General features: G+C 41.2%; 22 protein-coding genes. 8 read left to right on the top strand and 14 right to left on the bottom strand.

Going from position 1 to position 23,646, the window contains the following annotated elements; translation table 11 throughout:
- Window positions 1-71: 71 nt before the first annotated feature.
- Entirely contained in the window at window positions 72-1,013 is a 942-nt protein-coding gene (locus GKZ87_00645; GenBank protein QSI24107.1) for an alpha/beta fold hydrolase, read from the bottom strand.
- A gap of 235 nt (window positions 1,014-1,248) precedes the next feature.
- Window positions 1,249-2,406 (bottom strand): amidohydrolase, encoded by a 1,158-nt coding sequence (locus GKZ87_00640; protein ID QSI24106.1) that lies wholly within the window; start codon window positions 2,404-2,406, stop codon window positions 1,249-1,251.
- A 123-nt stretch (window positions 2,407-2,529) separates the two neighbouring features.
- Here GKZ87_00640 and GKZ87_00635 point away from each other — a divergent pair, with 123 nt between their 5' ends.
- Entirely contained in the window at window positions 2,530-3,402 is an 873-nt protein-coding gene (locus GKZ87_00635; GenBank protein QSI24105.1) for a LysR family transcriptional regulator, read from the top strand.
- A 148-nt stretch (window positions 3,403-3,550) separates the two neighbouring features.
- Here the strand turns inward: GKZ87_00635 and GKZ87_00630 are convergent, their stop codons facing one another.
- The 6 genes from GKZ87_00630 to GKZ87_00605 all read right to left on the bottom strand — a co-directional run bounded on the left by GKZ87_00630 (window position 3,551) and on the right by GKZ87_00605 (window position 8,250).
- On the bottom strand, window positions 3,551-4,318 hold the full coding sequence (locus GKZ87_00630; GenBank protein ID QSI24104.1) for a YchF/TatD family DNA exonuclease: 768 nt from the start codon (window positions 4,316-4,318) through the stop codon (window positions 3,551-3,553).
- Window positions 4,319-4,334: 16 nt separating this feature from the next.
- Window positions 4,335-5,666, bottom strand: a complete 1,332-nt coding sequence (gene mnmE / locus GKZ87_00625) for a tRNA uridine-5-carboxymethylaminomethyl(34) synthesis GTPase MnmE (GenBank protein ID QSI24103.1) — start codon at window positions 5,664-5,666, stop codon at window positions 4,335-4,337.
- A gap of 80 nt (window positions 5,667-5,746) precedes the next feature.
- Window positions 5,747-6,001, bottom strand: coding sequence for a hypothetical protein (locus GKZ87_00620; protein QSI24102.1), 255 nt, complete (start codon window positions 5,999-6,001; stop codon window positions 5,747-5,749).
- A 205-nt stretch (window positions 6,002-6,206) separates the two neighbouring features.
- Entirely contained in the window at window positions 6,207-6,566 is a 360-nt protein-coding gene (locus tag GKZ87_00615) for a nuclear transport factor 2 family protein (GenBank protein QSI24101.1), read from the bottom strand.
- Window positions 6,567-6,664: 98 nt separating this feature from the next.
- Complete coding sequence (locus GKZ87_00610; GenBank protein QSI24100.1) at window positions 6,665-7,435, bottom strand: DUF2087 domain-containing protein; 771 nt, start codon at window positions 7,433-7,435, stop codon at window positions 6,665-6,667.
- Window positions 7,436-7,485: 50 nt separating this feature from the next.
- The gene (locus GKZ87_00605) at window positions 7,486-8,250 is read right to left on the bottom strand and encodes a polysaccharide deacetylase family protein (GenBank protein ID QSI24099.1); all 765 of its coding nucleotides are present in this window, start codon (window positions 8,248-8,250) and stop codon (window positions 7,486-7,488) included.
- A 118-nt stretch (window positions 8,251-8,368) separates the two neighbouring features.
- Between GKZ87_00605 and GKZ87_00600 the strand changes: the two genes are divergently transcribed.
- The 5 genes from GKZ87_00600 (at window position 8,369) to treC (ending at window position 14,190) form a co-directional block, all read left to right on the top strand.
- Complete coding sequence (locus tag GKZ87_00600) at window positions 8,369-9,133, top strand: hypothetical protein (GenBank protein ID QSI24098.1); 765 nt, start codon at window positions 8,369-8,371, stop codon at window positions 9,131-9,133.
- An 8-nt stretch (window positions 9,134-9,141) separates the two neighbouring features.
- Window positions 9,142-9,654 (top strand): O-acetyl-ADP-ribose deacetylase, encoded by a 513-nt coding sequence (locus GKZ87_00595; GenBank protein QSI24097.1) that lies wholly within the window; start codon window positions 9,142-9,144, stop codon window positions 9,652-9,654.
- A gap of 76 nt (window positions 9,655-9,730) precedes the next feature.
- Entirely contained in the window at window positions 9,731-10,447 is a 717-nt protein-coding gene (gene treR, locus GKZ87_00590; GenBank protein QSI24096.1) for a trehalose operon repressor, read from the top strand.
- A 203-nt stretch (window positions 10,448-10,650) separates the two neighbouring features.
- Window positions 10,651-12,534, top strand: coding sequence for a PTS system trehalose-specific EIIBC component (gene treP / locus GKZ87_00585; protein ID QSI24095.1), 1,884 nt, complete (start codon window positions 10,651-10,653; stop codon window positions 12,532-12,534).
- 9 nt (window positions 12,535-12,543) lie between these two features.
- Complete coding sequence (gene treC / locus GKZ87_00580) at window positions 12,544-14,190, top strand: alpha,alpha-phosphotrehalase (GenBank protein ID QSI24094.1); 1,647 nt, start codon at window positions 12,544-12,546, stop codon at window positions 14,188-14,190.
- A 462-nt stretch (window positions 14,191-14,652) separates the two neighbouring features.
- Here the strand turns inward: treC and GKZ87_00575 are convergent, their stop codons facing one another.
- The 4 genes from GKZ87_00575 to GKZ87_00560 all read right to left on the bottom strand — a co-directional run bounded on the left by GKZ87_00575 (window position 14,653) and on the right by GKZ87_00560 (window position 18,791).
- The gene (locus tag GKZ87_00575) at window positions 14,653-15,009 is read right to left on the bottom strand and encodes a DUF1622 domain-containing protein (GenBank protein ID QSI24093.1); all 357 of its coding nucleotides are present in this window, start codon (window positions 15,007-15,009) and stop codon (window positions 14,653-14,655) included.
- A 22-nt stretch (window positions 15,010-15,031) separates the two neighbouring features.
- Window positions 15,032-15,985: a ribose-phosphate diphosphokinase gene (prs, locus tag GKZ87_00570; GenBank protein ID QSI24092.1), complete on the bottom strand. Its 954-nt coding sequence runs from the start codon at window positions 15,983-15,985 to the stop codon at window positions 15,032-15,034.
- A 23-nt stretch (window positions 15,986-16,008) separates the two neighbouring features.
- Window positions 16,009-17,364, bottom strand: a complete 1,356-nt coding sequence (glmU, locus tag GKZ87_00565; GenBank protein QSI24091.1) for a bifunctional UDP-N-acetylglucosamine diphosphorylase/glucosamine-1-phosphate N-acetyltransferase GlmU — start codon at window positions 17,362-17,364, stop codon at window positions 16,009-16,011.
- Between the two features lie 437 nt (window positions 17,365-17,801).
- Window positions 17,802-18,791, bottom strand: a complete 990-nt coding sequence (locus tag GKZ87_00560; GenBank protein ID QSI27841.1) for an Rpn family recombination-promoting nuclease/putative transposase — start codon at window positions 18,789-18,791, stop codon at window positions 17,802-17,804.
- Window positions 18,792-19,134: 343 nt separating this feature from the next.
- Between GKZ87_00560 and GKZ87_00555 the strand changes: the two genes are divergently transcribed.
- A complete protein-coding gene (locus tag GKZ87_00555; GenBank protein QSI24090.1) occupies window positions 19,135-19,917 on the top strand; it encodes a Cof-type HAD-IIB family hydrolase in 783 nt (260 codons plus the stop codon).
- 185 nt (window positions 19,918-20,102) lie between these two features.
- Here the strand turns inward: GKZ87_00555 and GKZ87_00550 are convergent, their stop codons facing one another.
- Both GKZ87_00550 and GKZ87_00545 read right to left on the bottom strand, forming a co-directional pair.
- Entirely contained in the window at window positions 20,103-21,458 is a 1,356-nt protein-coding gene (locus GKZ87_00550) for a HAMP domain-containing protein (protein QSI24089.1), read from the bottom strand.
- Window positions 21,451-22,140 (bottom strand): response regulator, encoded by a 690-nt coding sequence (locus GKZ87_00545; protein ID QSI24088.1) that lies wholly within the window; start codon window positions 22,138-22,140, stop codon window positions 21,451-21,453. Before GKZ87_00545 ends, GKZ87_00550 begins: the two co-directional genes overlap by 8 nt.
- A gap of 152 nt (window positions 22,141-22,292) precedes the next feature.
- Between GKZ87_00545 and GKZ87_00540 the strand changes: the two genes are divergently transcribed.
- Window positions 22,293-23,123, top strand: a complete 831-nt coding sequence (locus GKZ87_00540) for a glycosyltransferase (GenBank protein ID QSI24087.1) — start codon at window positions 22,293-22,295, stop codon at window positions 23,121-23,123.
- Window positions 23,124-23,646: the final 523 nt, after the last annotated feature.

Raw genomic sequence — 23,646 nt, 5'->3', positions numbered from 1 at the left:
CTTTTTGCCTGTTTTAGGAATCCTTTTGTCCGAATTTCAAGCGTTTTTGTGAAATCCATCACATTCCTATTCTATATGTGTTTCTGAAGAAAGGCATCAACCTTATCCCAATATGCTTTTGGATCAGTATCTCTGCTTTTTCCGTGTGCTGCCCCCTTTACAATCATGAGCTCCTTTTCACCTGTAGCGGCTTTATATAACGGATACACCATTTCCGTAGGTACAAAATCATCTGCGTCTCCATGGATAAACAGCATCGGCACCTTTTTCCTCTTAACAGCAGACAGGGCATTTGCATCCTTCAAATCATATCCTGCGCGCAGCCTTGTGACAAGATTCGCCGCATCAAGTGCCGGAAAGGAAGGCAGCTTGAATAAATCATCCAGCTGAAATGAAAATTCATCCCAGGCACTCGTATAGCCGCAATCCTCTACTGCGACATGGACGGCAGACGGAAGGCTTTCCTTACCGCTTGCCATCATCACCGTGCTTGCCCCCATAGACACGCCGTATAAGCCGATATGTGCCGAGCTGTCCTGCTTCAGGATATAATTACTCCACTCTACGATATCGTCACTGTCCCAGGCACCCATACCAATGGAATCCCCTTCACTTTGCCCGTGTGAACGTAAATCGGGAATCAGGACATGATAGCCTTCATCAGCAAAGTGATTTGCCACCTCTGACATATTTTTCGCTTCACTCATATAACCATGTACAACAATCATCCATTTACTCCCAGTATTCTGGATTTCATAGGCGTGCAGCTTATAGCCCTCCTTATTTTTCATCCATACATCCTTTGTATCACGAGCAAGCATTTCCTCATATGAGGCTTTGGAAGCCTGCACAGCTTCAGGATCCTCCTTCTCGTTTCCAAAGACGATACTTTTATCACTATGTGCATCAATCGCCAGTGTATAGAAATAATTCCCGGCAAAGCCAAGACCACCGAATACGACTATCAGCAAGCTGATTCCAATACCAAGCAAAAGCTTTGTTCTTCTTTTCATCCAATCACTCCATTTACTTTTATAATCAAACTTTGTTATTATACCAGACATTGGCTGAAAAGCAAGTAAATGGATATCGTCGTTCCTTGTGTATTTATCAAAACTCTTGAAAAGGAAAAAATGGTATACGGTACTTCAATATCCCCAACAAGTCGAAAACATAGAGTTAAAGATAATCTTAAAAATAGACCTACGCTCTCCCTGTACAGTGGATTTCAATTTTATTTTTTTTTAATCATTCCCATTCCAAAGCTACACATGAATATACCGCAGCTTCGATTGGTAAAGCTTGTTCATTAAAGCATACTTTGGGATTATGATGTGCATAAATATTATCTGAATCAGCCTTAGCTCCTATCATAAAATAAGAAGCTGGTACTTTATCTGCAAACACTGCAAAATCATCAGAACCAGTTGTGTGTAATCCAGATACTATATTAAATTTGGCATTCATAGAACTTAACGCCTTAGCAATTTCCATATTTCTTTTTTCATCACAGCAGAGCACAGGTATATCTGTTAAAACCTCCACCGTGCTTTTTGCATGAAAAGCATTGGCAATATGATTCACAATCTCCTTAATTCTCACAATTAAATGCTGTTTTAATTCATTATCAAATGTGCGAAGTGTTCCTTGTAATATACCTGTTTCCGGGATAACATTACTTACCGTTCCAGCGTTAAATTGCCCAATTGTCAATGTTACTTCTTTGCTTGGAGCGCATTCACGTGCGATTAACTCCTGCAATGCTTGATAAATATGAACCCCGACATTGATAGGATCTATTCCATTCTGTGGCATAGCACCATGTGTACCCTTTCCCGTTATCGTTATCTTAAAACCAAATACAGATGTTCCTGTCATAGTTCCATAAGCAATTGTTCCTACAGGAATGTTGGACGCCACATGAGTAGCAAAAGCTGCGCCTACTCTAGGATTATCCATTACTCCTTCAGCAATAACTGCGTTAGCTCCCTCAAATGTTTCCTCTCCTGGTTGAAACAATAACTTTATTTTACCCTTTAATTCTTTTTCGTGTTTTTTTAATATTTTAGCTGCTCCTAACAATGCGGTCGTATGGATATCATGTCCGCAAGCGTGCATATTACCATTTTGTGAAGCAAAAGATTGTTGGCTTTCTTCACACATAGGAAGCCCGTCCATGTCTGCTCTAAGAAGTAAACATTTATCTCCTGCACCAATATAACCGATAACACTATTACCATTAACTTTTGTTTCGAAGGGAATATCCCATTCCATCATTTTTTTCTTCACGAAGGAAACCGTCTTAGGAAGCTCAAGCCCTAATTCAGGTATTTTGTGAAGCTCTCTACGCCATTCTACAAGTTCATTATACATTTCTTTGCTTTCAGCATAAATTGAAGAATACATTCTTTCACTCTCTTTCCTGAAAATCTTATAATAAGTATTTTAACCCTTTTTCATATATTTGTCTTGCAGTATATTTTTATATCTGTTATAACATATACATTATAACTGAAAGGAAATTAAAGCATGGAAATACGTCATTTAAAACTGCTTATTACGATTTCTCAATGCGGTTCAATTAACAGCGCTTCACAAAGACTGTACATTTCTCAACCCTCACTATACAATACCGTAAAACGATGTGAGCAGGAATTAGGATTTCCAGTTTTCATAAGGACATCAAAAGGTGTTAAATTAACAGAAAAGGGGGAGAAGTTTATTGAAATAGCCCAAAATATTATCGCGGAATATAAAAAAATAGAAGCATTATCCGACACGAATAAAACAGTTTCTATTTCATTTATTTATTTATCATATATTCTTGAGGCTCTTTTTAAATTTCAGGAACAGGGATTTTTGCTTTCTGACATGTTTCGCAGAACAGATCCAGTTGAAATAATAAATGATGTTATATGTCAAAAAGCACATATTGGAGTTATGCCGGTATATCAAGGGGATTTCAATGGATTTGCAGAGGAAATAAAGCAATATAATTTACAATATCATATGCTTTTTGAAGCCGTACAACTATACGTTATTGTTAGTCAGACGCATTCCCTCGCCGGCAAAAAAAGTATTTCTATCAGTGAAGCACTTGAATATCCTTTGACTTATTATACGGCAGTACCGAAAAAATCTGTATTTAGAAATATATACGACTCTAAGCGTCCCCTAAAAGTACAGAATAGAGATGAATTATTTTTAGTACTGAAAAACAATAAACATTTTTCACTTTTAACACTCACATCCAATTCAAAGAATCCAGAATTTTGTTATATTCCGATAACAGATAATGCGTTCAAAATGAATGTATGTGCGATTTTTCCTTCTAGTACTGCACTTTCCAAGCAAGAAATTGAGCTGCTTGAATTTTTAAAAAACACAGTACATTTTATATAATTTAGGATTTCATTCAAAGCTTTGGCTTTATAAAAATACACAGACAACCTCAATAAGGTTTCATATGATTAAGAAAATGACCGTAAAGCTGATAAACTAAGGCTTTGCGGTCATTTAAAAGATATGAGCAGATAATCAAAAGTATATATTAAAGATTAAACAAATCCTCATAGTTTTTCCGCAGCTGCTCAGCTGCCTGCTCCTTATCCACACCCTTAATTTCGCATAGCTTATCAAATGTATAGCGCACATACATCGGTTCATTTTGTTTGCCTCTGAACGGATGCGGTGTCAGATAAGGACTGTCGGTTTCCACGAACAGCCTGTTCAACGGGAGTGCTTCCGCTGTTGCAGGAGCGCCTCTGGAATTTTTAAATGTGAGCGGGCCGCCAAAAGAAATATAAAATCCTGATTTTATCAACTCCTGTGCAACCTCCTTGCTACCGCTGTAGCAATGCATGATGCCTTTTACAGAATCAGCCTCCTTTAAAATATCCAACGTATCCCTAGTAGCCTCACGCATATGAATCAATACAGGTCTGTTATATTTACAGGCAAGCTGAAGCTGCCTTACAAAGCCGTCCTTCTGATCCTCAGGCTTTACATCATCCCAATGATAATCTAAGCCGATTTCTCCCACCGCTATCAGCCGCTCCTGCTTCAGCAGCTCTTCCAGCCGCACATAATCAACCTCTTTAAAATCATACAGATCATTTGGGTGAAAGCCCAGCGCAATATCAAAGCGTTCCGGCTCCCGATCCTTTAGGTACTGTGCCCGCTCATATTCTGTAAAATTCGTACAGACGATGAGCATCCTCTCTATCCCTTCCCGCTTTGCATGATCCAGCACCTCATCAATGCGCTCATATAATGCATCACAGGTGATGTGACAATGCGTATCAATCAATGTATTCATATCGTTATCCTTTCTGTTATTTGCCAAGGCAGAAGTTGGAAAACAAAGTATCCAGCAAATCCTCACGATGAACTTCACCCAGAATTTCCTTTAATGATGTATATGCATTCTGAATATCAATTTCCACAATATCCAGCTCCATACCTGCTTCCATAGCCTCCAGTGCCTGATGCATGCTGTTCTCTGCCTTCATCATCAGCGCAATCTGCCGCTCATTATGAAGCAGCGGCTCCTGTAAAACAAGCTGATGCCGGTCAAAGAGCTTATGAATCTCTGCGATTAGCGCTTCTATCTCGCCCTTTGCCGCTGCAATACAGATGCCATCGCTTCGCTTCGATACATCTGTCTTATTATAAACAATAATGTGTGTTTTATCTCTGGTAAGCTTTAGCAGCTCCCGGTCCTGTTCATCCAATGCACGGCTGTTATCTAATACGACGATAACAAGCTGCGCATCGGAAATAGCTTTCAGACTGCGCTGTATACCAATCTGTTCCACCACATCGCTTGTTTCCCGTATTCCTGCCGTATCAATCAAATTCAAGGTTAAGCCCTGAAGGTGTATATGTCCTTCTACGATATCCCGTGTTGTCCCTGCGATATCCGTCACAATCGCCTTTTCTTCCTCCAGCAGCGCATTCAGAAGACTGCTCTTTCCGACATTCGGCTTTCCAACGATTGCTGTCTTTATTCCCTCTTTCAGAAGCTGCCCGCTTTGAGCGCGGTCAAGGATATTCTGTATACGCTTCATCCATGCTCTGGCTTTTGGCTGTATGATTTCTGTACTCAGCTGTTCCACATCATCATATTCCGGATAATCAATATTCACCTCAATATTGGCGATGATATCCAGCAGCTCCTGAAGAAGGGGATCCAGCAGTTTTTTCACACTGCCCCGTATGCCCTGCATAGCCATACGTGCATTTTCGTTTGTATCTGCCTGAATCATATCATTAACTGCTTCCGCCTGTGTCAGATCGATACGCCCGTTCAGAAATGCACGTTGTGTAAATTCTCCCGGATTTGCCAGCCGTGCCCCGTGAGCAAGGCACAGCCGCAGGATCTTCTTTGTTATAAAGCTTCCCCCGTGACAGTTGATTTCCACAATATCCTCACACGTAAAGGTTTTTGGTGCATGAAAAACACTGACGAGGACCTCATCAATCAGCTCATCGTGCTCCTGATCATACACATAACCATAGCTGATCGTATGGCTTTTTTTCTCTTTGATATTGAAATTTAAAATGCTGTCCGCTATAGACACCGCATCAGTTCCACTCATTCGGATGATGGAGATTGCCCCATCCACAGCCGCTGTTGAAATTGCGGCGATTGTATCATTTAACATAAAAACACCTGCCATTTACCACGTTATTGTACCACAAAAAGGCAAGAAAAAAAGGTTATTTACATAATAACCCTTTCGTCCTACTGATCACTGTTCATGCAGTCTGCCGCAGGTTCTTCCTCACGGCTATGCCAGGAATTGTACACACGGCGTATCAGCCGATGTACCAGGAACAGGAATATTGCATAGCCGGCAGCAGCCAGCGCCAGTATTGGATAATAATATGCAGATGGTATATGAAGATACCGAATTCCGAGATAACTGATTAGGTACACGCCTGGAACAATCGCCATAAGCCAGCATGCTATGCTGGTAAGACCTTTCGCAGACTTCATGAAACCAGCTCCTTTACAATTATACCGATATGCTTCCACCGAATGGGACGAACAGCAGAGGCTGCCAGTATCTTATATGATCGCTAGATACCATCTAACACATTTATGATAATATATGCGCCTGTTTAAACAATTACAATGCATCGAATGGTGTACATAAGTTCCGTGAATGGCGGCAATAAAAAACAGGGAATGCACGCATTCCCTAATCCTGCTTTAACAGCTCTTTTCTCCATTGCGGTATCTCCTCAACAGCAGTCCAGTATTCGCGTAAATCAGCTATTTTCCCGTTGCGGATTTGAAATATACCGATAGTAAGAAAAGTCATATCCTTTCCTTTGACCGATGCTTCGCTGATCAGGATATCGTTTGCTTCATAAATGTGCAGTACCTCTTCCTCCCATTCACCGGGATAGACTTCATTCACATAAATAAAATCATCAAGCTTAAAAACCTCTTGTGTATTCGGCCATGTAATCTGTGCAGTCTCATGAAAAAGTGCCCTTACATCATCAAACCGCTGTTCATGAATCGCATTCCAATAATCATATACGATGCAATGCATATATGCTCCTCCTTTCATCGTTGTTTCAGAAAGAACGTATTCGCATAGTGCCCGTGATATGCTTTATCTGCTCTTCATTCTCATACCAGTGCAGACTTTCATTCATGATCCTCCACCTCCCGTATTTTACCCAAATCCATAGAATAGAACTGGCAATCCGTGGTACGGTGCAGGAATCCATACTCTATCAAATACCTGCGCAGCGATACAAAATCTTCAAATATCTGCTTTAAAAATGCATTGATTTCTTCTTCGCTGTATACCTGATGAGGCTCCAAAAATTCACAAATTTTACGCAAAATGATAATTTTTTTCTTTTCCTTTGCCGGTATCTGCTTCAGCTTCAGCGGTTCAGTGGACAGGGTCATCGTTTTTAACACCTGTTCCTCATCTTCACTTGTTGCCACATACCGCTCATCCACCTGAGCTGCATGATCGTGTACCTCCAGCAGATTATCCATCATACCCTCAACGGATAATTCATAAAGAGCCAGATACATTTTTGCCTGTCTTGCTTTTTCACGAAAAACAAAACGCTGATGCCGTACGGTTGAAGCACTCGTATTTGTCAGGGAAGCGATTTCCTTATCACTTTTTCCCTCATGAATATACTGCAACAGCTTCTTCTGTACATCAGTCAGACTGCTAGACTTCTTATCAAGCTGCAGCAGCTGTTCAAAAACAGAGCCGTGCTCCTTCTGTATATGCATTTGTACTGCCTTTTCTGCGCGATAAAAATGACCGTTAATTGGAAAGATTTCCCCATCTTCAAACACTGCATCACAGAAATTGCAGTGATAAAAATTACGTTTATCCTTTGTATATCCGTTTTTTATTTCTTCTAAATTTTTTTCTCTTGTTATTTTCATATTCCATCACCTGTTAAGCAACCGCATATGATATAGTATATCATATTTTTTCAGTTTGCGATATGATGATGAAATTCCGGTGTTGAGGAATCAATAATGCGAAATTCATAGCCCTGCGACTGCATACTTTTCAAAATTACAGGCAGAGCTTCTACAGTTGCCTTATTGCCCGTACCGTCATGCATTAGAATCATGACCTCCTTTTTATCACGTATTTCCTTTAATGCCGTATTGATCAGTGTATCACTTCCCACATAGCAGTTTCCATCACCATTGGAAGCATTCCAATCATAATACGCATATCCCTTCTTTGTCACAGCAGAAGCCAGCGTGCTCATAATACCGCTGCTGTATTTCCTGGATACCGTATTGCTTGTACCACCCGGAAAGCGAAGGATATTTACCTTATGTCCTGTCTGCTTTTCGATCAATGCATTTGTTTTATCTACATCCTCAAAATAAGCCTTTTCACTGGAATAAATTTTTCCATAATCATGGGAAAAGGTATGAATACCAATCGCATGTCCAAATGCATCCTCTTTCTGAATCAGATCATAGTATTCCGGATTGCTGCCGGTCACAAAGAAGGTCGCCTTGACATGATAGGCTTCTAAAATATCCAGTATCTCCTGCGTGTGTTTACTTGGGCCGTCATCGAAGGTCAGATATGCGACCTTTTTTTCTTCCACCTTTGCTACTGCGGATGTATCCTGTTCCATGGGAAAATACTTCTGAGCCCAGAAGAATGCCACCCACATCAGTGCCAGAAATGCAGCACTGCTCAAAATCACATCCCGCCATACTTCTTTTTTCATTTTATCACATCCTCGCAGTTAGCTTTCCCGTAAATGCGCATCTTATAAGGAACCTGGCAAAACATTCACGCAGAAAGAAGAAACGTGATATAATGGAATACAAAAGGAGGGGTCTTTTATGTTGTATGATCGTCAAATAGCTGCCGCCTATCTGGAAGGCAGAAATCCGGCACATGAGGAACCCTTTTCTCTTTTGCAGGGATATGAGATAGCTGATCCAAAGCGCAGAGATATTGTACGTGAGCTGGATGTGCAGCTGGAAAGCATCGTAGAAGAATTTCCAACCTTTAACAAAGACCTTTTTCAGGCTGTTTTCCCAAAGTATGAGGAACAATTGAGGAATGTTACGATTATGGCTGTAGTTGGTACCAGAGAAAACCGCATTGTGAAAACGGAGGACAGCTTTTGTATCCTCATCGACCTTATCCACATTGCAGATTATACCCGCATCGTATCCCAAATGACCTATATACTGCAAAATTATCTGACATTTGAGCTCTCCAAATTTCTGATACATGAACGCTTTCCTGTTCGTTCCCGTAAATATCTAAGTTTGTTAAACCACCTTGCCTTTACAAACGGTCTGGCAAATTATCTTGCATGGAATGAATCCTGTAATAATTATAAATTTTATACACAGAAATATGAAGCTCATAAGGAGCGCTCCTTCGGACTCCTTGCACAGGCTCTACAGGTGGAAACCAAGGCATTACAGCATAAAATACTGGTAAGTGCTGTGTCTCAGGAATTCTGGAATCAATTTCCTTCCGTTGCAGGTATGTTTTATTTTGATGATATTTATCGTGATCTGGGTAAGGAAGGCGTTGTTCTGCTGTATGAGCATGGACCGAAGAACTTCATTCAGACAATTTTCCACAGCTAGGTGAGCGTATGAAAATAGAAATACTTACCGCTGATATTACCAGACTGCAGGTGGATGCAATCGTTAATGCTGCAAATACCTCATTGCTGGGAGGCGGCGGTGTAGACGGGGCCATTCACCGTGCAGCAGGAGCACAGCTGCTAAAGGAGTGTCGAGCATTGCACGGGTGTAGAACCGGAGAGGCAAAGATAACAAAGGGATATCAGCTCCCCTGCCGCTACGTAATCCATACACCCGGACCAATCTGGCACGGTGGCAAACAGAATGAGCAAATGTTGCTGGAAAGCTGTTACAGAAGCTGTATGCTGCTGGCTGAGCAATATCATATCAAAAGCATTGCATTTCCTGCAATCAGCACCGGAGCATACCGGTTTCCATTGAAGCTTGCGGCACAGATTGCTCTGCAAACACTACAGACTATATCAGAAACAATATGCACTGTAACAACGGTTTATCTTGTCTGCTATGATGATGAAACGCATAGGGTTTATGAGCAGGTTAAAAAAGAATTGAATATATAAAATCCCGTCTTTATGGGATTTTTCTTTATTTGACGAATGTGTACGTACATGATAAAATCAAGCATAGGTGATGAATATGTCAAAATATGAAGCGATTTATCGTGATATTCTTGGAAGAATAGAGCAAAACATATACAATGCCGGAGATACGCTTCCCGGTGAATATGAGCTTATGAAAATCTATAGTGCCTCCAGAGACACGGTACGTAAAGCTCTGCTACTGTTGGCTCAAAACGGTTATATACAAAAGTCCAAAGGCAGAGGGAGTATCGTTCTGGACCGACAGCGCTATGACTTTCCTGTTTCCGGCGTAATCAGCTTTAAGGAGCTCGCAGATAAAATGGAGCAGGATGTAGCTACAAAGGTCATCTGTCTGGAAAAAACACAACCGGATGAACGGATTCGTCGTATCTTTCATATGGATGCTGATGCAAAGATATGGCTGATTCAGCGAGTACGCTTTATTGATCATGAGGCCGTCATTCTAGATACGGATGTACTGGATGCAGCAATTGTTCCTGAGCTTAACGAGGATATCTTAAAGACCTCTCTTTATGCCTACATCGAAGATACACTACACTTAAAAATCGCCTATGCGGAAAAGGAGATAACCTGTCAGAATGTCAGTGGACTGGATACAAAGGTTCTGGATATGAAGCAGTATGATATGGTTGTAAATGTGGAATCCTGTACCTATCTGGATGATGCTCGTATTTTTCAATACACCAATTCAAGACACCGCCCGGATAAATTCCGGTTCAAGGATTTTGCAAGAAGGGTGAAAATGGCATAGAGGAAAACAACTCATAGTAACACGTTACATGTTTTACAACACCAGTTCATAGGACTGGTTTTTTATTGCAATAACGGAAACAACACTGATGTCACATATCCGATATATAGTTTAAAAAATTTCAAAATAACCATTGACACACATGTACGTACAAGTTATACTATAGGTGTAAAAGATGTACGTACAAGTTCAAGGAGGGTTTTATGGCAAAGTTCCAGGAAGATGTAAGGAAGCTGCTCACTTATATAGGCGGCAAAGAAAACATACAGGCGGTATCGCACTGTGTCACAAGAATGCGTTTTGTACTCAAGGATCCTGCATTGGCAGATATTGCGGAAATTGAAGCACTGCCAAGTGCAAAAGGCACATTCACACAATCCGGACAGTTTCAGGTCATTATCGGTAATGAGGTCAGTGAGTTCTATAATGAATTTACAGCATATGCAGGAATTGACGGAGTTTCCAAGGATACCTTAAAAAGCTCTGCGAAATCCAATCAGACTGTTCTTCAGCGTATGATGGGAGCCCTTGGCGAAATTTTTGCCCCTCTGATTCCCGCTCTGATTTGCGGAGGTCTGATATTGGGCTTCCGTAATATTATTGGAGAAATTGCCATGTTTGACGGACAGACACTGGCACAGCTATCACCATTCTGGAATGGCCTTTACAGCTTCCTGTGGCTGATAGGCGAAGCGGTCTTCCATATGCTTCCTGTGGGAATCGTATGGTCAATTACAAAGAAAATGGGTACGATACAGATTCTTGGAATCATTCTCGGTCTTACGCTGGTCTCCCCGCAGCTTTTAAACGGCTTCCAGGTGGCAGCCACAAAAGCCTCGGATATTCCTGTCTGGGATTTCGGCTTCGCACAGATTCAGATGATCGGCTATCAGGGACAGGTCATCGCAGCTATGCTGGCCGGCTTTGTTCTTGTATATCTTGAAAAATTCTTTCGTAAGCATTGTCCTGCTGTCATTTCCATGATTGTTGTTCCTTTCTGTTCTCTGATACCTGCTGTTATCATTGCCCATACACTGGTAGGGCCGATCGGATGGACGATTGGAAATGCGATTGCCGATGCGGTATACAACGGCCTTACCTCCAGCTTTGGTGTTCTATTTGCGGCTTTGTTCGGCTTGGTATACGCTCCCATCGTTATGACTGGACTTCATCATATGACCAATGCCATAGACACCACATTGACCAATATGTTTGGTGGTACGATCTTATGGCCGATGATCGCTTTATCCAATATTGCACAGGGCTCCAGTGTACTTGCTATGGCTGTTCTACAGAAAAATGATGAAAAGGCACAACAAATCAATATACCCGCACTGATATCCTGCTATCTTGGAGTTACAGAACCGGCGCTGTTCGGTGTCAACCTGAAATACGGGTTTCCTTTGATCTGTGGCATGATTGGCTCCAGTGTTGCTGCTGTCATATCCGTAGGCTTTGGCGTACAAGCATTCAGCATCGGTGTCGGCGGCTTGCCGGGTATCATTTCCATAAAATCACAGTTCTGGCTCGCTTTCCTTGCTGCTATGGCAACTGCAATCATCATTCCGTTTGTATTGACGCTTATTGTCGGCAGGAAGAAGCTGTCATCAAAAAAGGAAACAATGAAAGCTGTAAAAGCAGAAGAAAGATTTCAGGCACCGATGAGCGGTATCTGTCTGCCTTTAGAAGCTGTTGAAGATCAGGCATTTTCATCAAAGGCCATGGGAGACGGCTTTGCTATTGACCTGCAGGATGGAAGAATTTATGCACCGTTAAGCGGAACTATCGTAATGGCATTCCCAAGTGGACATGCTTATGGTATACAGACGGACAATGGTAAGGAAATCCTGCTTCATATCGGTATGGATACCGTGGAACTGAATGGGGAAGGCTTTCATTCGCATGTTAAGCTGAAAGACAACGTTAAGCAGGGAGATCTTATAGCTGAGGTTGATCTTGCCTATATCAGAGGAAAAGGAAAATCCCTTGTTTCTCCTATCGTGTTTACAGATGGCACAAGGGTTAAGCTGCACAAGGTAAATGAAGAGGTTACAGCAGGTGATGAACATATCATCACTTACAATTAGGAGGTTGTTATGAATTTTAAAGAAAAAACAGTATATCAGATTTATCCAAAATCGTTCCAGGATTCCAATGGTGATGGCTGGGGAGATCTGCAGGGTGTAATTTCCAGACTGGACTATCTGCAGAAGCTTGGGATAGATTATATCTGGTTCAATGCGATGTTTGTTTCTCCGCAAAGAGATAACGGCTATGATGTTGAGGATTATCTAAGAATAGATGAGCGTTATGGTACCATGGATGATTTTACACAATTATGCAGGGAAGCAAAAAAACGCGGCATCGACATTATGCTGGATATGGTCTTTAATCACACCTCTATACAGCACGCATGGTTTCAAAGAGCGTTAAACGGAGAAGAGAAATACAAAAAATATTATTTCTTCCGCAAAGGAAAAGCGGATGGCAGTGCTCCTACAAACTGGCAGTCTAAGTTTGGAGGGCCTGCATGGGAATATGTAGAACAGCTTGACGAATATTACCTTCACCTCTTTGATGTCACACAGGCTGATTTAAACTGGGATAACCCTGAGGTAAGAAGGGAGCTTGTGGATATCGTCAATTTCTGGCGCAGTAAGGGTGTTCATGGCTTCCGCTTTGATGTTGTCAATCTGGTTTCAAAAAGCTGCTTTGAGGATGATCCGAATCTATTCGATGGAAGACAGTTTTATACGGATGGCCCGCATATACATGAATATTTAAAGGAACTGAATCTTAACAGCTTTGGAAATGATACAGACAGTATGACAGTAGGAGAAATGAGCTCAACCACACTGGAGAACTGTGTTCATTATTCCGGCGCTCAAGCACATGAGCTTACAAGTGTATTTACCTTCCATCATCTAAAGGTGGATTATAAGGATAAAAAGAAATGGGAGCTTATGCCGTTTGACTTCATGGAGCTGAAGCAGCTTTTGAATGACTGGCAAACAGGAATGCAGGAGGCAGATGCATGGAATGCATTGTTCTGGTGCAATCACGATCAGCCACGTGCCCTATCAAGATTCTGTGATGATCAAAATTATCGAATAGAAGCCGCGAAAATGCTGGCAACCACACTCCACTGTATGCGTGGTACGCCATACGTGTATCAAGGAGAGGAAATTGGTATGACGAATGCCTATTATACACATATTTCCCAATACCGTGATGTGGAGAGTACAAACTTCTATGAAATTCTCAAAGCCGAAGGACGCAGTAAAAACGAAATCCTCCATGTTTTGCAGGAACGAAGCCGTGATAACGCAAGAACACCCATGCAGTGGAGTGCTGAGAAAAATGCAGGATTTACAAATCAGACGCCATGGATACCAGTGATTGATAATTACAAAGAGATCAATGTGGAAAACGCATTGCAGGATGAAGCCTCTATATTTTATCATTATCAGAAGCTGATCCGTATGCGAAAGGAATATCCACTCATTCAGGATGGCCGCTTTATCCCTATATTAGAGACACATAAAGCTGTATTTGCCTACAAACGTGTATCGGCTGATGATGAGCTTCTTGTACTCAGCAATTTCTATCCTGAAAAAACCAATGTTGAGCTAAAGGACATAGACGGCTATGAACGATTACTCAGTAATTACAAGGATAGCAGATTGCAAACAGAAATGACACTGCGTCCGTATGAGTCTGTTATATTCTACAGGACGAAATAAAGCAAAAGAACCGCATAGCATTACAGGCGGTTCTTTTATACAGGATAAGCTTTCAAAATTCACCATACGGCTATTCACATTTTACAGAACTGTTTTCACTCCTACACATTACGTTATATGGATTTTCTTGTTTTGAATAAATGCACCACAGCTTTCACAGTAGCTAATAATAGTGTTAAAGGATTCCAAATACGGGTACATGGTTCGTATCAGAAGAAATGATGTAAGGCATTCACTTTCGTTTTGACTTCGGATATTCCTTGCATACAAGGGATTTTTTATATGCTTCCTACCTCTATATATTGACTTTAAATCGTAACAGATTTATAAAAATGGCACCCTGATAAGTGTCCGCATCGTATGCGTCAGTTTATACCAAGGTACCATTTTACAATATTAAATCTTTTTGCTTTTTATGTTTCCATATCAGATATAAGCCTGTACTACCCGTATGGCAGCATGTTAATAATTATTCGGTGAAGCCTCACTCGCTGACCCGTGTTCCTTTTCGGTCTTGATTTCAAAGTGAATCATCAAAGACAGCAGGGCACGCAGCAGGATGATGGCTCCCAGAATATAGATTTCCGAAAAGCTTCTGACAAGTACTGTCTTCAGTATTTCGGCACCCATTTTAAACTCCAAACCTAATGCCAGAGCATTTGCCAGTTCGATACGGATCGGATAATGTTTATGGGTGAACAGCGCTTTGATATAGTGATAAAACGCCTTCAGCGATCCGATGGTGATCACAATGATACCGATGATTTCCAGTATGGATACAATCTCCGGCAGCATGGACTCTATGAAATGTTCCAGCATACAGTTTCCTTTCTATGTATTCTTATTCAGCGTATTTCGCAACGATTTCACTGACTGGTCTGCTTTCTTCCACAGCCTTGATAACCTGTCCGAGAACAGGTCCTACAGATAATACCTTCATTTGCGGGTACAATGCAGCCTTGTCATCCTGAGGAATTGTATTGGTACATACAAAGCCTGCCAGGTTGGCAGCCTTCAGACGATCTATAGCCGGCCCGGAAAGAACGCCGTGTATGCAGGAAGCATATACAGCCGTTGCGCCTTTATCATACAGCATTTGAATACCTGCAGTTAAGGTACCTGCCGTATCCACAATATCGTCTACCACAATAGCGATTTTACCATTTACATCCCCAATGATGTTCATAGCTTCCGCAACGTTTGGCTTTGGACGACGTTTATCAATGATTGCTAATGGAGCGTGAAGAATTTCTGCAAGTCTTCTCGCACGAGTAGTTCCGCCGTGGTCTGGAGATACAACCACAACATCTTTCAGATTCAGACTCTTAAAATATTTACCGATGATGCAGATGGCTGAAATATCATCTGCAGGAATGTCGAAGAAGCCCTGAATCTGCGTTGCATGCAGCTCCATGGTGATAACCCGGTTTGCCCCTGCACGTTCCAGCAGATCCGCAACAAGCTTGGATGTGATCGGCTGTCTTGGTTTTGCCTTACGATCCTGTCGTGCATAACCGAAATACGGCATAACGACAGAAATATGACCGGCACTTGCACGCTTGCAGGCATCAATGGCAATCAGTACCTCCATGATATTGCTGGAGACAGGTGCACATGTGGATTGAACGATGTAAACGTTTTTTCCGCGCACGGACTCCCCTATTTCTACCAAGATTTCCCCGTCGGAGAAATGCTTTACGTCACACTGACCTAAAGGTATCCCTAATTCTCCCACGATTTCATTTGCTAGCTCAACGCTTGAAGTTAACGCAAAAACTACTGTTTTGTTTTCCATTGTTCTACAATCCTGTTCCTTTCCTATTTGTTCTTGTAAGTTGTTCCGAATCCCTTTTTAATGGACTGTCGTGCTCTTGCAATCCCCATATCACCGTCATCTACGGAATCCGTGATAGTGGAGCCTGCCGCAAGCAGGGCGTTCTCACCGATGGTAACAGGTGCAATCAGATTACAGTTGCTTCCGATAAATGCCCCGTCATGTACCGTTGTGCGGAATTTATGCTTGCCGTCATAATTGACAGTAACCACACCGCAGCCGACATTGATTTTCTTACCAAAGTCAGAATCTCCGATATATGTCAGGTGGGCACACTTGGAGCCATCACCAAAGTGAGAGTTTTTAAATTCCACAAAGTTTCCAATACGGCAGTCTTCACAGATTTCTGTATTGTTTCTTAAATGAGACATCGGCCCCACCGTGGAACGGTTTCCTACACTGCTTTCAACGATCTTACTGCTGTCAATCGTTACATCATCCCCAATCACAGCATTGCGCAGAAATGAATTCGGCAGTATTGTAACGTTCTTTCCAATTACTGTTTTTCCCTGGATGTATACATTCGGATATATGACGGTATCCTCACCAATGACAGCATCCACATCAATATACGTATGTTCAGGATCAACAATCGTAACTCCTGCACGCATATGAGCTTCATTTACATGACGCTTCATCCATGCATTTGCTTTTGCCAGATCTACACGGTCATTGACACCCATCGCTTCATCCGGATCCTCCACAACCATAGCATTGACACACAGATCCTTTTTATTAAAAATTTCCACAAGATCTGTCAGGTAATATTCCTGCTGTGCGTTATCATTGGTGATTTCCTTCAGACCTTCAAACAGTGCCTTGTTATTGAAACAGAAAATTCCGGTGTTGATTTCTTTTACCTTCAGCTCTTCTTCACTGCAATCCTTTGCTTCAACAATCTTTTCCACTTTTCCCTGTGCATTGCGGATAATGCGTCCATAGCGCTCCCCGTCCGGCAGCACGCTTGTCAGTACGGTACAGGCAGCATCGCGGTTGCTTTCAAATGCTTTTTGAATCGTTTCCTTCTGAATGCAGGGGCCATCACCGTTAACAACGATGGTATCTCCATCCAGACCTTCCAGAGCACCCGCCTGCATGACGGCGTGTCCAGTTCCTAACTGAGGCTGTTGAATCGCATACTCTACAGAATCCTGCAGATACTCCTTTACACTTTCAGCACCATGTCCAACAACTACAACAATGCGTTCCACACCGCTTGCTTTCAGGGCATCAGTAATGTGTCCGATCATCGGCTTGTTTAAGACGGGATGCATCACTTTGTTCAAAGCTGACTTCATTCTTGTGCCTTTTCCGGCAGCTAAAACAATAGCAGATTTCATAAAAACATACCTCCGTTACTATTTTATCAAAAAGTGACACTAAAAAAAAGGCTAACAGCCTATTTCCTGTACGAATTATGATTGAAATAGTTACTATTTACCAATAAAAGATAGAAATCAGGAAGAGTGTTATGAAAAGCGTCTTAGAGAAAGACCTACTGTCGTGTTTCTATGCTCTTTTCCCTCGATATGATATCTCGTTAACACTTGTCAGGTTTATCGGTGAATAGTTACATTATCTTAAAGTTATGAAGCAATATAGAATAGATAACAAATGAATCTAAAGAGCATGATTTCCTGTTTTTATTTATACTGTGCTGTATTTCCTGATAAAATCAACATGTTTCAAGGTTTTATTTCATAAACAGTTCGTTTAAAACGCTATAAAAAAACTGTTTTCGTTCACATAAAACAGTTTTTTTATGGCTTTATATGTATTATTTGTTGACTGTAAGCTGATTCTTTAGTTCCTGCAAGGTATCACAGGTGAATAATAAATTGGATACAAGGTCGAGCTGTTCCGTTGTTAAAGAACATAACCATGTTGAGCAGTCTTCATGATATTTATTTACCATTTGTCTATTTAATAGTTTTCTTTCCCCTTCATTTTGTCCCTGTTTAATCCCCAATTCGATCCCCTGTTCAATTCCTTGCTCGATTCCTTGCTCAATCCCCTGCTTAATTCCTTGTTCAACACCATCTTCAAAACTATCCAAAATGGCATTTTTTTCGCGCTGTTCCTGTATCTGCGTTGCCATCGCTATCGACCAGAGGTCTTCTGCATCTTGAAATTTTCTGTACTTTTCCATTACCTTCTTCACCAGCCTTTCCTCTGTTTTTAGTATACCATCTTCATCATTATTTTTAAACAGGAAGCACAATTGTTCAAAGTCATTCAGCTTTTCAAATCCTTTGCGCTTGACGATTGCATTTATCTCCGGCAGATAGATGTAAATCCTCTTCATTAAACTGCGCTTACTTTCTACTTCGCCTTCCTCATTTCTCATCTGATAGGCATCAATTAACTTCTTCGTGTGTTCTGCATAGGAATCAAGAAAGATAATTTGATAAACAGGCAGAAGATCATAATACCTTTCTCCGCTATCAAGCTGATTCGATAACATTCTGGCTCCGTACAGTTCAAAGCGTTTTAACTCTGATTGCTTTGAATACGTGGTTTGCATTTCGATGCCGTATTCTCTTCCTTCGCTGTCCTTCACACGGATGTCCAATACCATTTTTTTCTTTTTGAGAATAGCAGGATCCAGATTAGGATTTAATACGGTGCTTTCCTTAGGATGGATTCCTGTCACTCGTTCAATAATGGTGTTACGGATAAAAGCAGCATCTTCATCCTCTGTGCCAAGAGCGAACTTAAAAAAAATATCGTTATCATATTTCAGTCGTTCCTGCACCTCTACCTTCATATCTTTATTCTCTGTTACATCTTTTGTAAGCATATTCTTCACATCCTTTCGTATACAGTCTTATGCTTTACACTACTACATACGTAAGGAAAATGTAAAACTCCTAAAAAATTAGAAAAATTCTTTATATTTTTCATAATATATATTTTCAAGTGATGTTATTGACCATTAATAATATATCTGTTCAATTCTTTTACCAGATTGTTAACCAGTTTGTTCTTTTAGTATTATAAAGTTAAAGCTGTTTCTTATGCATCGGTGAACAATAACTTGAAATATGCTGGAAATGATGACAATACGCGAACAGTTGTGCTATCATAACCGTAAAGATGGGAGGTTGCCTATGAACAGACAGATTCTGTTTTTCGATATTGACGGTACTTTAGTGGATAGTACCACGCATATTGTACCTGATTCCACCAAAAAAGCATTACACAGCCTTAAAGAGGCCGGGCATCTACTGTGTATATCCACCGGACGCTCCCTGCAATCCGTGATGGATGGAGCTTACGATCAGCTGATTGACTGGGATATTTATCTCTGCAACAACGGGCAGGCGATTTACAATCATGATAAGGAGCTTATGCAGCTTACTCCGATTCCAAGAAAAAGTGTTGAAGCCTGTATTGCGGCGGCAGACCGACAGCATGCCCCGCTGCTGATTATGGGTGAAAAGGAACTCATAACAAGAGAGCCGAACGAATATGTTATCACCTCGGCAGAATTTTTTAAGGAATCGATTCCGGAGGTACATGCCTATGATGGCAGTGATGTAATTATGATGATTGCCTATGGGCCAATGGGATATACCTATGATGAATACACAGCGATTGACAGTGTGGATGTTTTAATCGGACAATCCACCTATGCGGATATTGTCTTAAAGGGCTTCAGTAAGGCAATCGGTATACGGTATGTACTGGATCAATTTCACATGCAGGACTATATCGCCTTCGGGGACAGCCTAAATGATGTGGAGATGCTGCAGAATGCCCGAATCAGTGTTGCAATGGGAAACGGACACAAGGATGCTAAACGTGTGGCAGATATGGTTACAGACACTGTATCAGAGAATGGAATCTACAACGCGCTTGCACGGATGAAGCTGATTTCAGACAAGGAATAGATAGCACACAGGAGCTTTGAAATAATCCTTTTAGTGAAAAGCCTGAACATGATAAAACGAAGACGTTCCTTTTCACCAACAGAAAAAAGGAGGTATCTAATCTTGCACAAAAGCAATAGTGTTGATACCTCCAGCCTTACATTTTATATGTAAGCAGAAGAGTGCAGCTGCATGAACAGCCTTTTTTATCTGCCTGTCCCCTCCTGTCGACAGGGAAAGAACAGCTCTACGACGAATTCTGTATCGTCATTTTCATATAAGAAGCTTCCATTCATGCTCTTCATAATCTTATTCACACTTTTTAAACCAATCTGGGTGCTTTCCTCACGGGATGCATCCTTTTTCTTACGATTTTTCAACCGAATCAGCACGCTGCCCTTTTCCACCTGCAAAGAGATGGTGACTACCTGTTTTCCTGCGTATTTCCGTATATTGGAAAATACATTATCAAACACCCTTTGCAGCATAGCTTCCTCCCCCATGATTTTCCAGCTTTCCTTTTCAAACTTGGTCAGCACATCAAAGCCTTGTTCACGAAGCTCCTCACTATAAAATTCCAGCATATTCAAAACAATATCGTCCGCTATCGGGTGCAGCTGCAATTCCTCATCCCTGGAAAACACGAGGAAATGATTAAACAGCTTATCAGACATATCCTTGATTTGCTGGGCCTTCTGGCGGCTCTTATGAATATAGTCATCCATTGCTTCATCACTCTTATAAATCTTCATTTCAAGTATATCAAGATAGCCAAGCAAGGAGGTTAGCGGTGTTCGCAAATCGTGAGACATTGCGGTAACAAGCTCGTGATTCGCATTACGGGCCTCCTCCTCCTTCAGCATATTGTCATACAATGCATTACGGAGATGATTCAGCTGCCGTGCCAGATCCGTTAATTCATCGTTTCCCTTATAGATAATCGTATGATGAAAATCACCGCTTTCAATCAGCTGCATTTCCTCCTCTATGCTGAGGACATATTTCATTTTGCGATGTACAAACTGCATTATAATCAGTATAAACGTTAAAATGGAAACAACTCCTGCAGCTATGAGATAACGCAGCATAAAAGACAGACCGAGAAAAGAATATACGATTAGATACGACTCACCGTCACTGAAGGTCAGCGTATATTCTAAATTATCTGGTTCATAGAGATTTAACCAGAATGACATGGTTCCTACATAGGCCTGATCCTCCATCGCACTGAAGGAGGTTTCACTCAAGGTATCCTCATCATCATACAAATACAGCGTTAAATCCTTATATTTATTCATTTCCCTTTTTATTGCTTTACGATTCTTCTTGGAAATGCTTTTCTCTGTTATCGTTTTCTGCAGTGTTCGGATTTGCTCATCCGTTTCCTTCTGAACAGCTTTTTCACCGACTACCAGATGGAAAATACGATAACGGTTAAAAAACAGCAGACCAAACATGGAGCCTGATATAACCGCCGCAAGAATAACAATACTGACAAATTTTAAGCTTAACCTGGAAATCCGTTTTTTCCCCGATCCTCTTTTGTTCTTATGCTTAATCAAACCGATACCCCTTCCCCCATACCGTTTTGATATATACCGGATTCTGCGGGTCTACATCCAGCTTTTTGCGCAGGTTACGAATATGTACCATGATCGTGTTATTTGCGGAATACATATACGGCCCCTTCCAGATTGCCTCATACAGCTCCTGATTGGAAAAAATCTTCTTAGGATGCTCTGCCAGCAGTAACAGAATCTGATATTCCATCTCTGTCAGATTCACCGTTTGCCCGTTCTTTTTTATCTGATTGCTTTCTCTGCTGATATCCAGATCATGCATAACAATATGGCTGTCAGTCAACGGCTCCTCTTTCCCCTTATATATACAGTATCTTCTTAACAGTGCCTTCACACGGGCAATCAATTCATTATAGGAAAACGGCTTTGCCAGATAATCGTCTCCCCCGCTGGAAAAGCCGAGAGCCTTATCCTGATCCATGGTCTTTGCGGTAAGAAACAGGATTGGTGCATTGCTGACCTCACGAATCTGCCGGCATGCCTTAAAGCCGTCCATTTTCGGCATCATGACATCTAAAATGATTAAATCCATATCCTTTGCCTTCGCAATCGCAATTTCTCCATCCTCTGCTTCCTGTACTTCATATCCTTCATTTTCCAGAAGAACACTGACAACCTCACGAATTTCCTGATTATCATCTACAATGAGTATTTTGCTGCCCATAATCGCACCTCATTTCATTTCTCTTTCATTATATATCAAAACAACGGTGTCTACTACCAAATGTTCATTAAATACATGTTAAGACTTTTTAAGATTTCAAAACTGGATTTATCACAGGAGTGTGCCATAATGATTGTATAAGGAGTGATGGTGTGGACAAAATCAGCGTGGTTATACCCTGTCATAATGATGTGAAAATCATCCGCAAAATTTATATGGATGTCGTTCGCGAATTGAAAAAGCTGCCGATAAGCTATGAGCTACTGTTTATTGACAATGCGTCAAAGGATAACAGCACGTCAATTTTGCGGCTGCTTTCCGAGCAGGATTACGCCTGTCATTATGTGTCTTTGAATCACCGGGTTACACCTGTATCTGCGATTTTTCTTGGCTCACAGTTATCCAACGGGAATCTGCTTATGCTTATGGATAGCCGCCATCCGGCTTACCTGATACCGGAGTTTTATCAGGCATTATACGGCAGAGCACAATGTGCAGGAGGTGACCGTATTACAAGCGGAAGCCATATGCGCAAACAGCCCTTTTTCAAAATGCTTCGGAAAGATTATGTTCGTGATGCATTGCAAAGGGATGATATATCACAGTTTCGCAAGCTTCTTTTACAGGATGAATCCGGCACTATATGGATTCCCTATACTGATCTGGAGCGCAGTCTGATCACATGGCAGGATCGTTTCTACTCGCTCATGATGACCTATGGAAGCCGTGTGCTTACGTACGCAGGGCTGGCATTCTTCCTTTTGATAATCGGCGTCCCCTGTTTTCTCTTTCTTATGACATGGTTCGATTTCTTATATGCAGTAATCCTATATATCGGCTTTTTATTCAGTCTGCTGTTTCTATTCACACATGTACGCCATCATCCCTATTTCTTTCGCCATGAACAGCTGCTGCTTACAGATATCAGAGAAAGCACAGTTCCCATAGAACAGTCACAGACTCCCGATCTATCTAAATTTTAAGAATTGCCGGAATATGCAGGATGGTATTCTATTAAAACTTGTCCTCGATGAAACATAGCGGTATCCGAACAGCGCTGCGTATAAGTTGAAATAAAAAAGCAGCAGGGATTTGTTATGTTACAGTATTGCATGGACATTATCATATAGACATTGCAAGGGAACAGGGCGATTTACTTTGGAAAGCTGATCGTCTATACTTTCTTTTTACTTAATTGCAACGCTAAAACAGATTGATATCAGGATTCATACGTTACGATGCCTTGCTTATGCGTGGAAACCATATATATCGTTTCTTTTGTTTTTCTTTGAGATATTGATTACACTGTCAAAAAAAAGATCAGGGACAAAATAAACCTGACCTTTTTTCTGCGTTTTCTATGACACCTAAAGGAAAGCAAACGCCGCTCTTTTTAATTTGCCTGTATTACGTCTTCATTTTAATGTTTTATACGCGTATAGAAGGATATCAATCATTGATATCCTTTGCCAAATAAAGGCTTCTAGCAGCCCTCTCGTGTACATA

The sequence above is a fragment of the Erysipelotrichaceae bacterium 66202529 genome, assembly GCA_017161075.1.
In the GTDB taxonomy this organism is placed as follows: Bacteria; Bacillota_I; Bacilli_A; order Erysipelotrichales; family Erysipelotrichaceae; genus Clostridium_AQ.
Note: the sequence above shows the minus strand (reverse complement) of the source record. Positions and strands in the feature narration are given on the sequence as shown.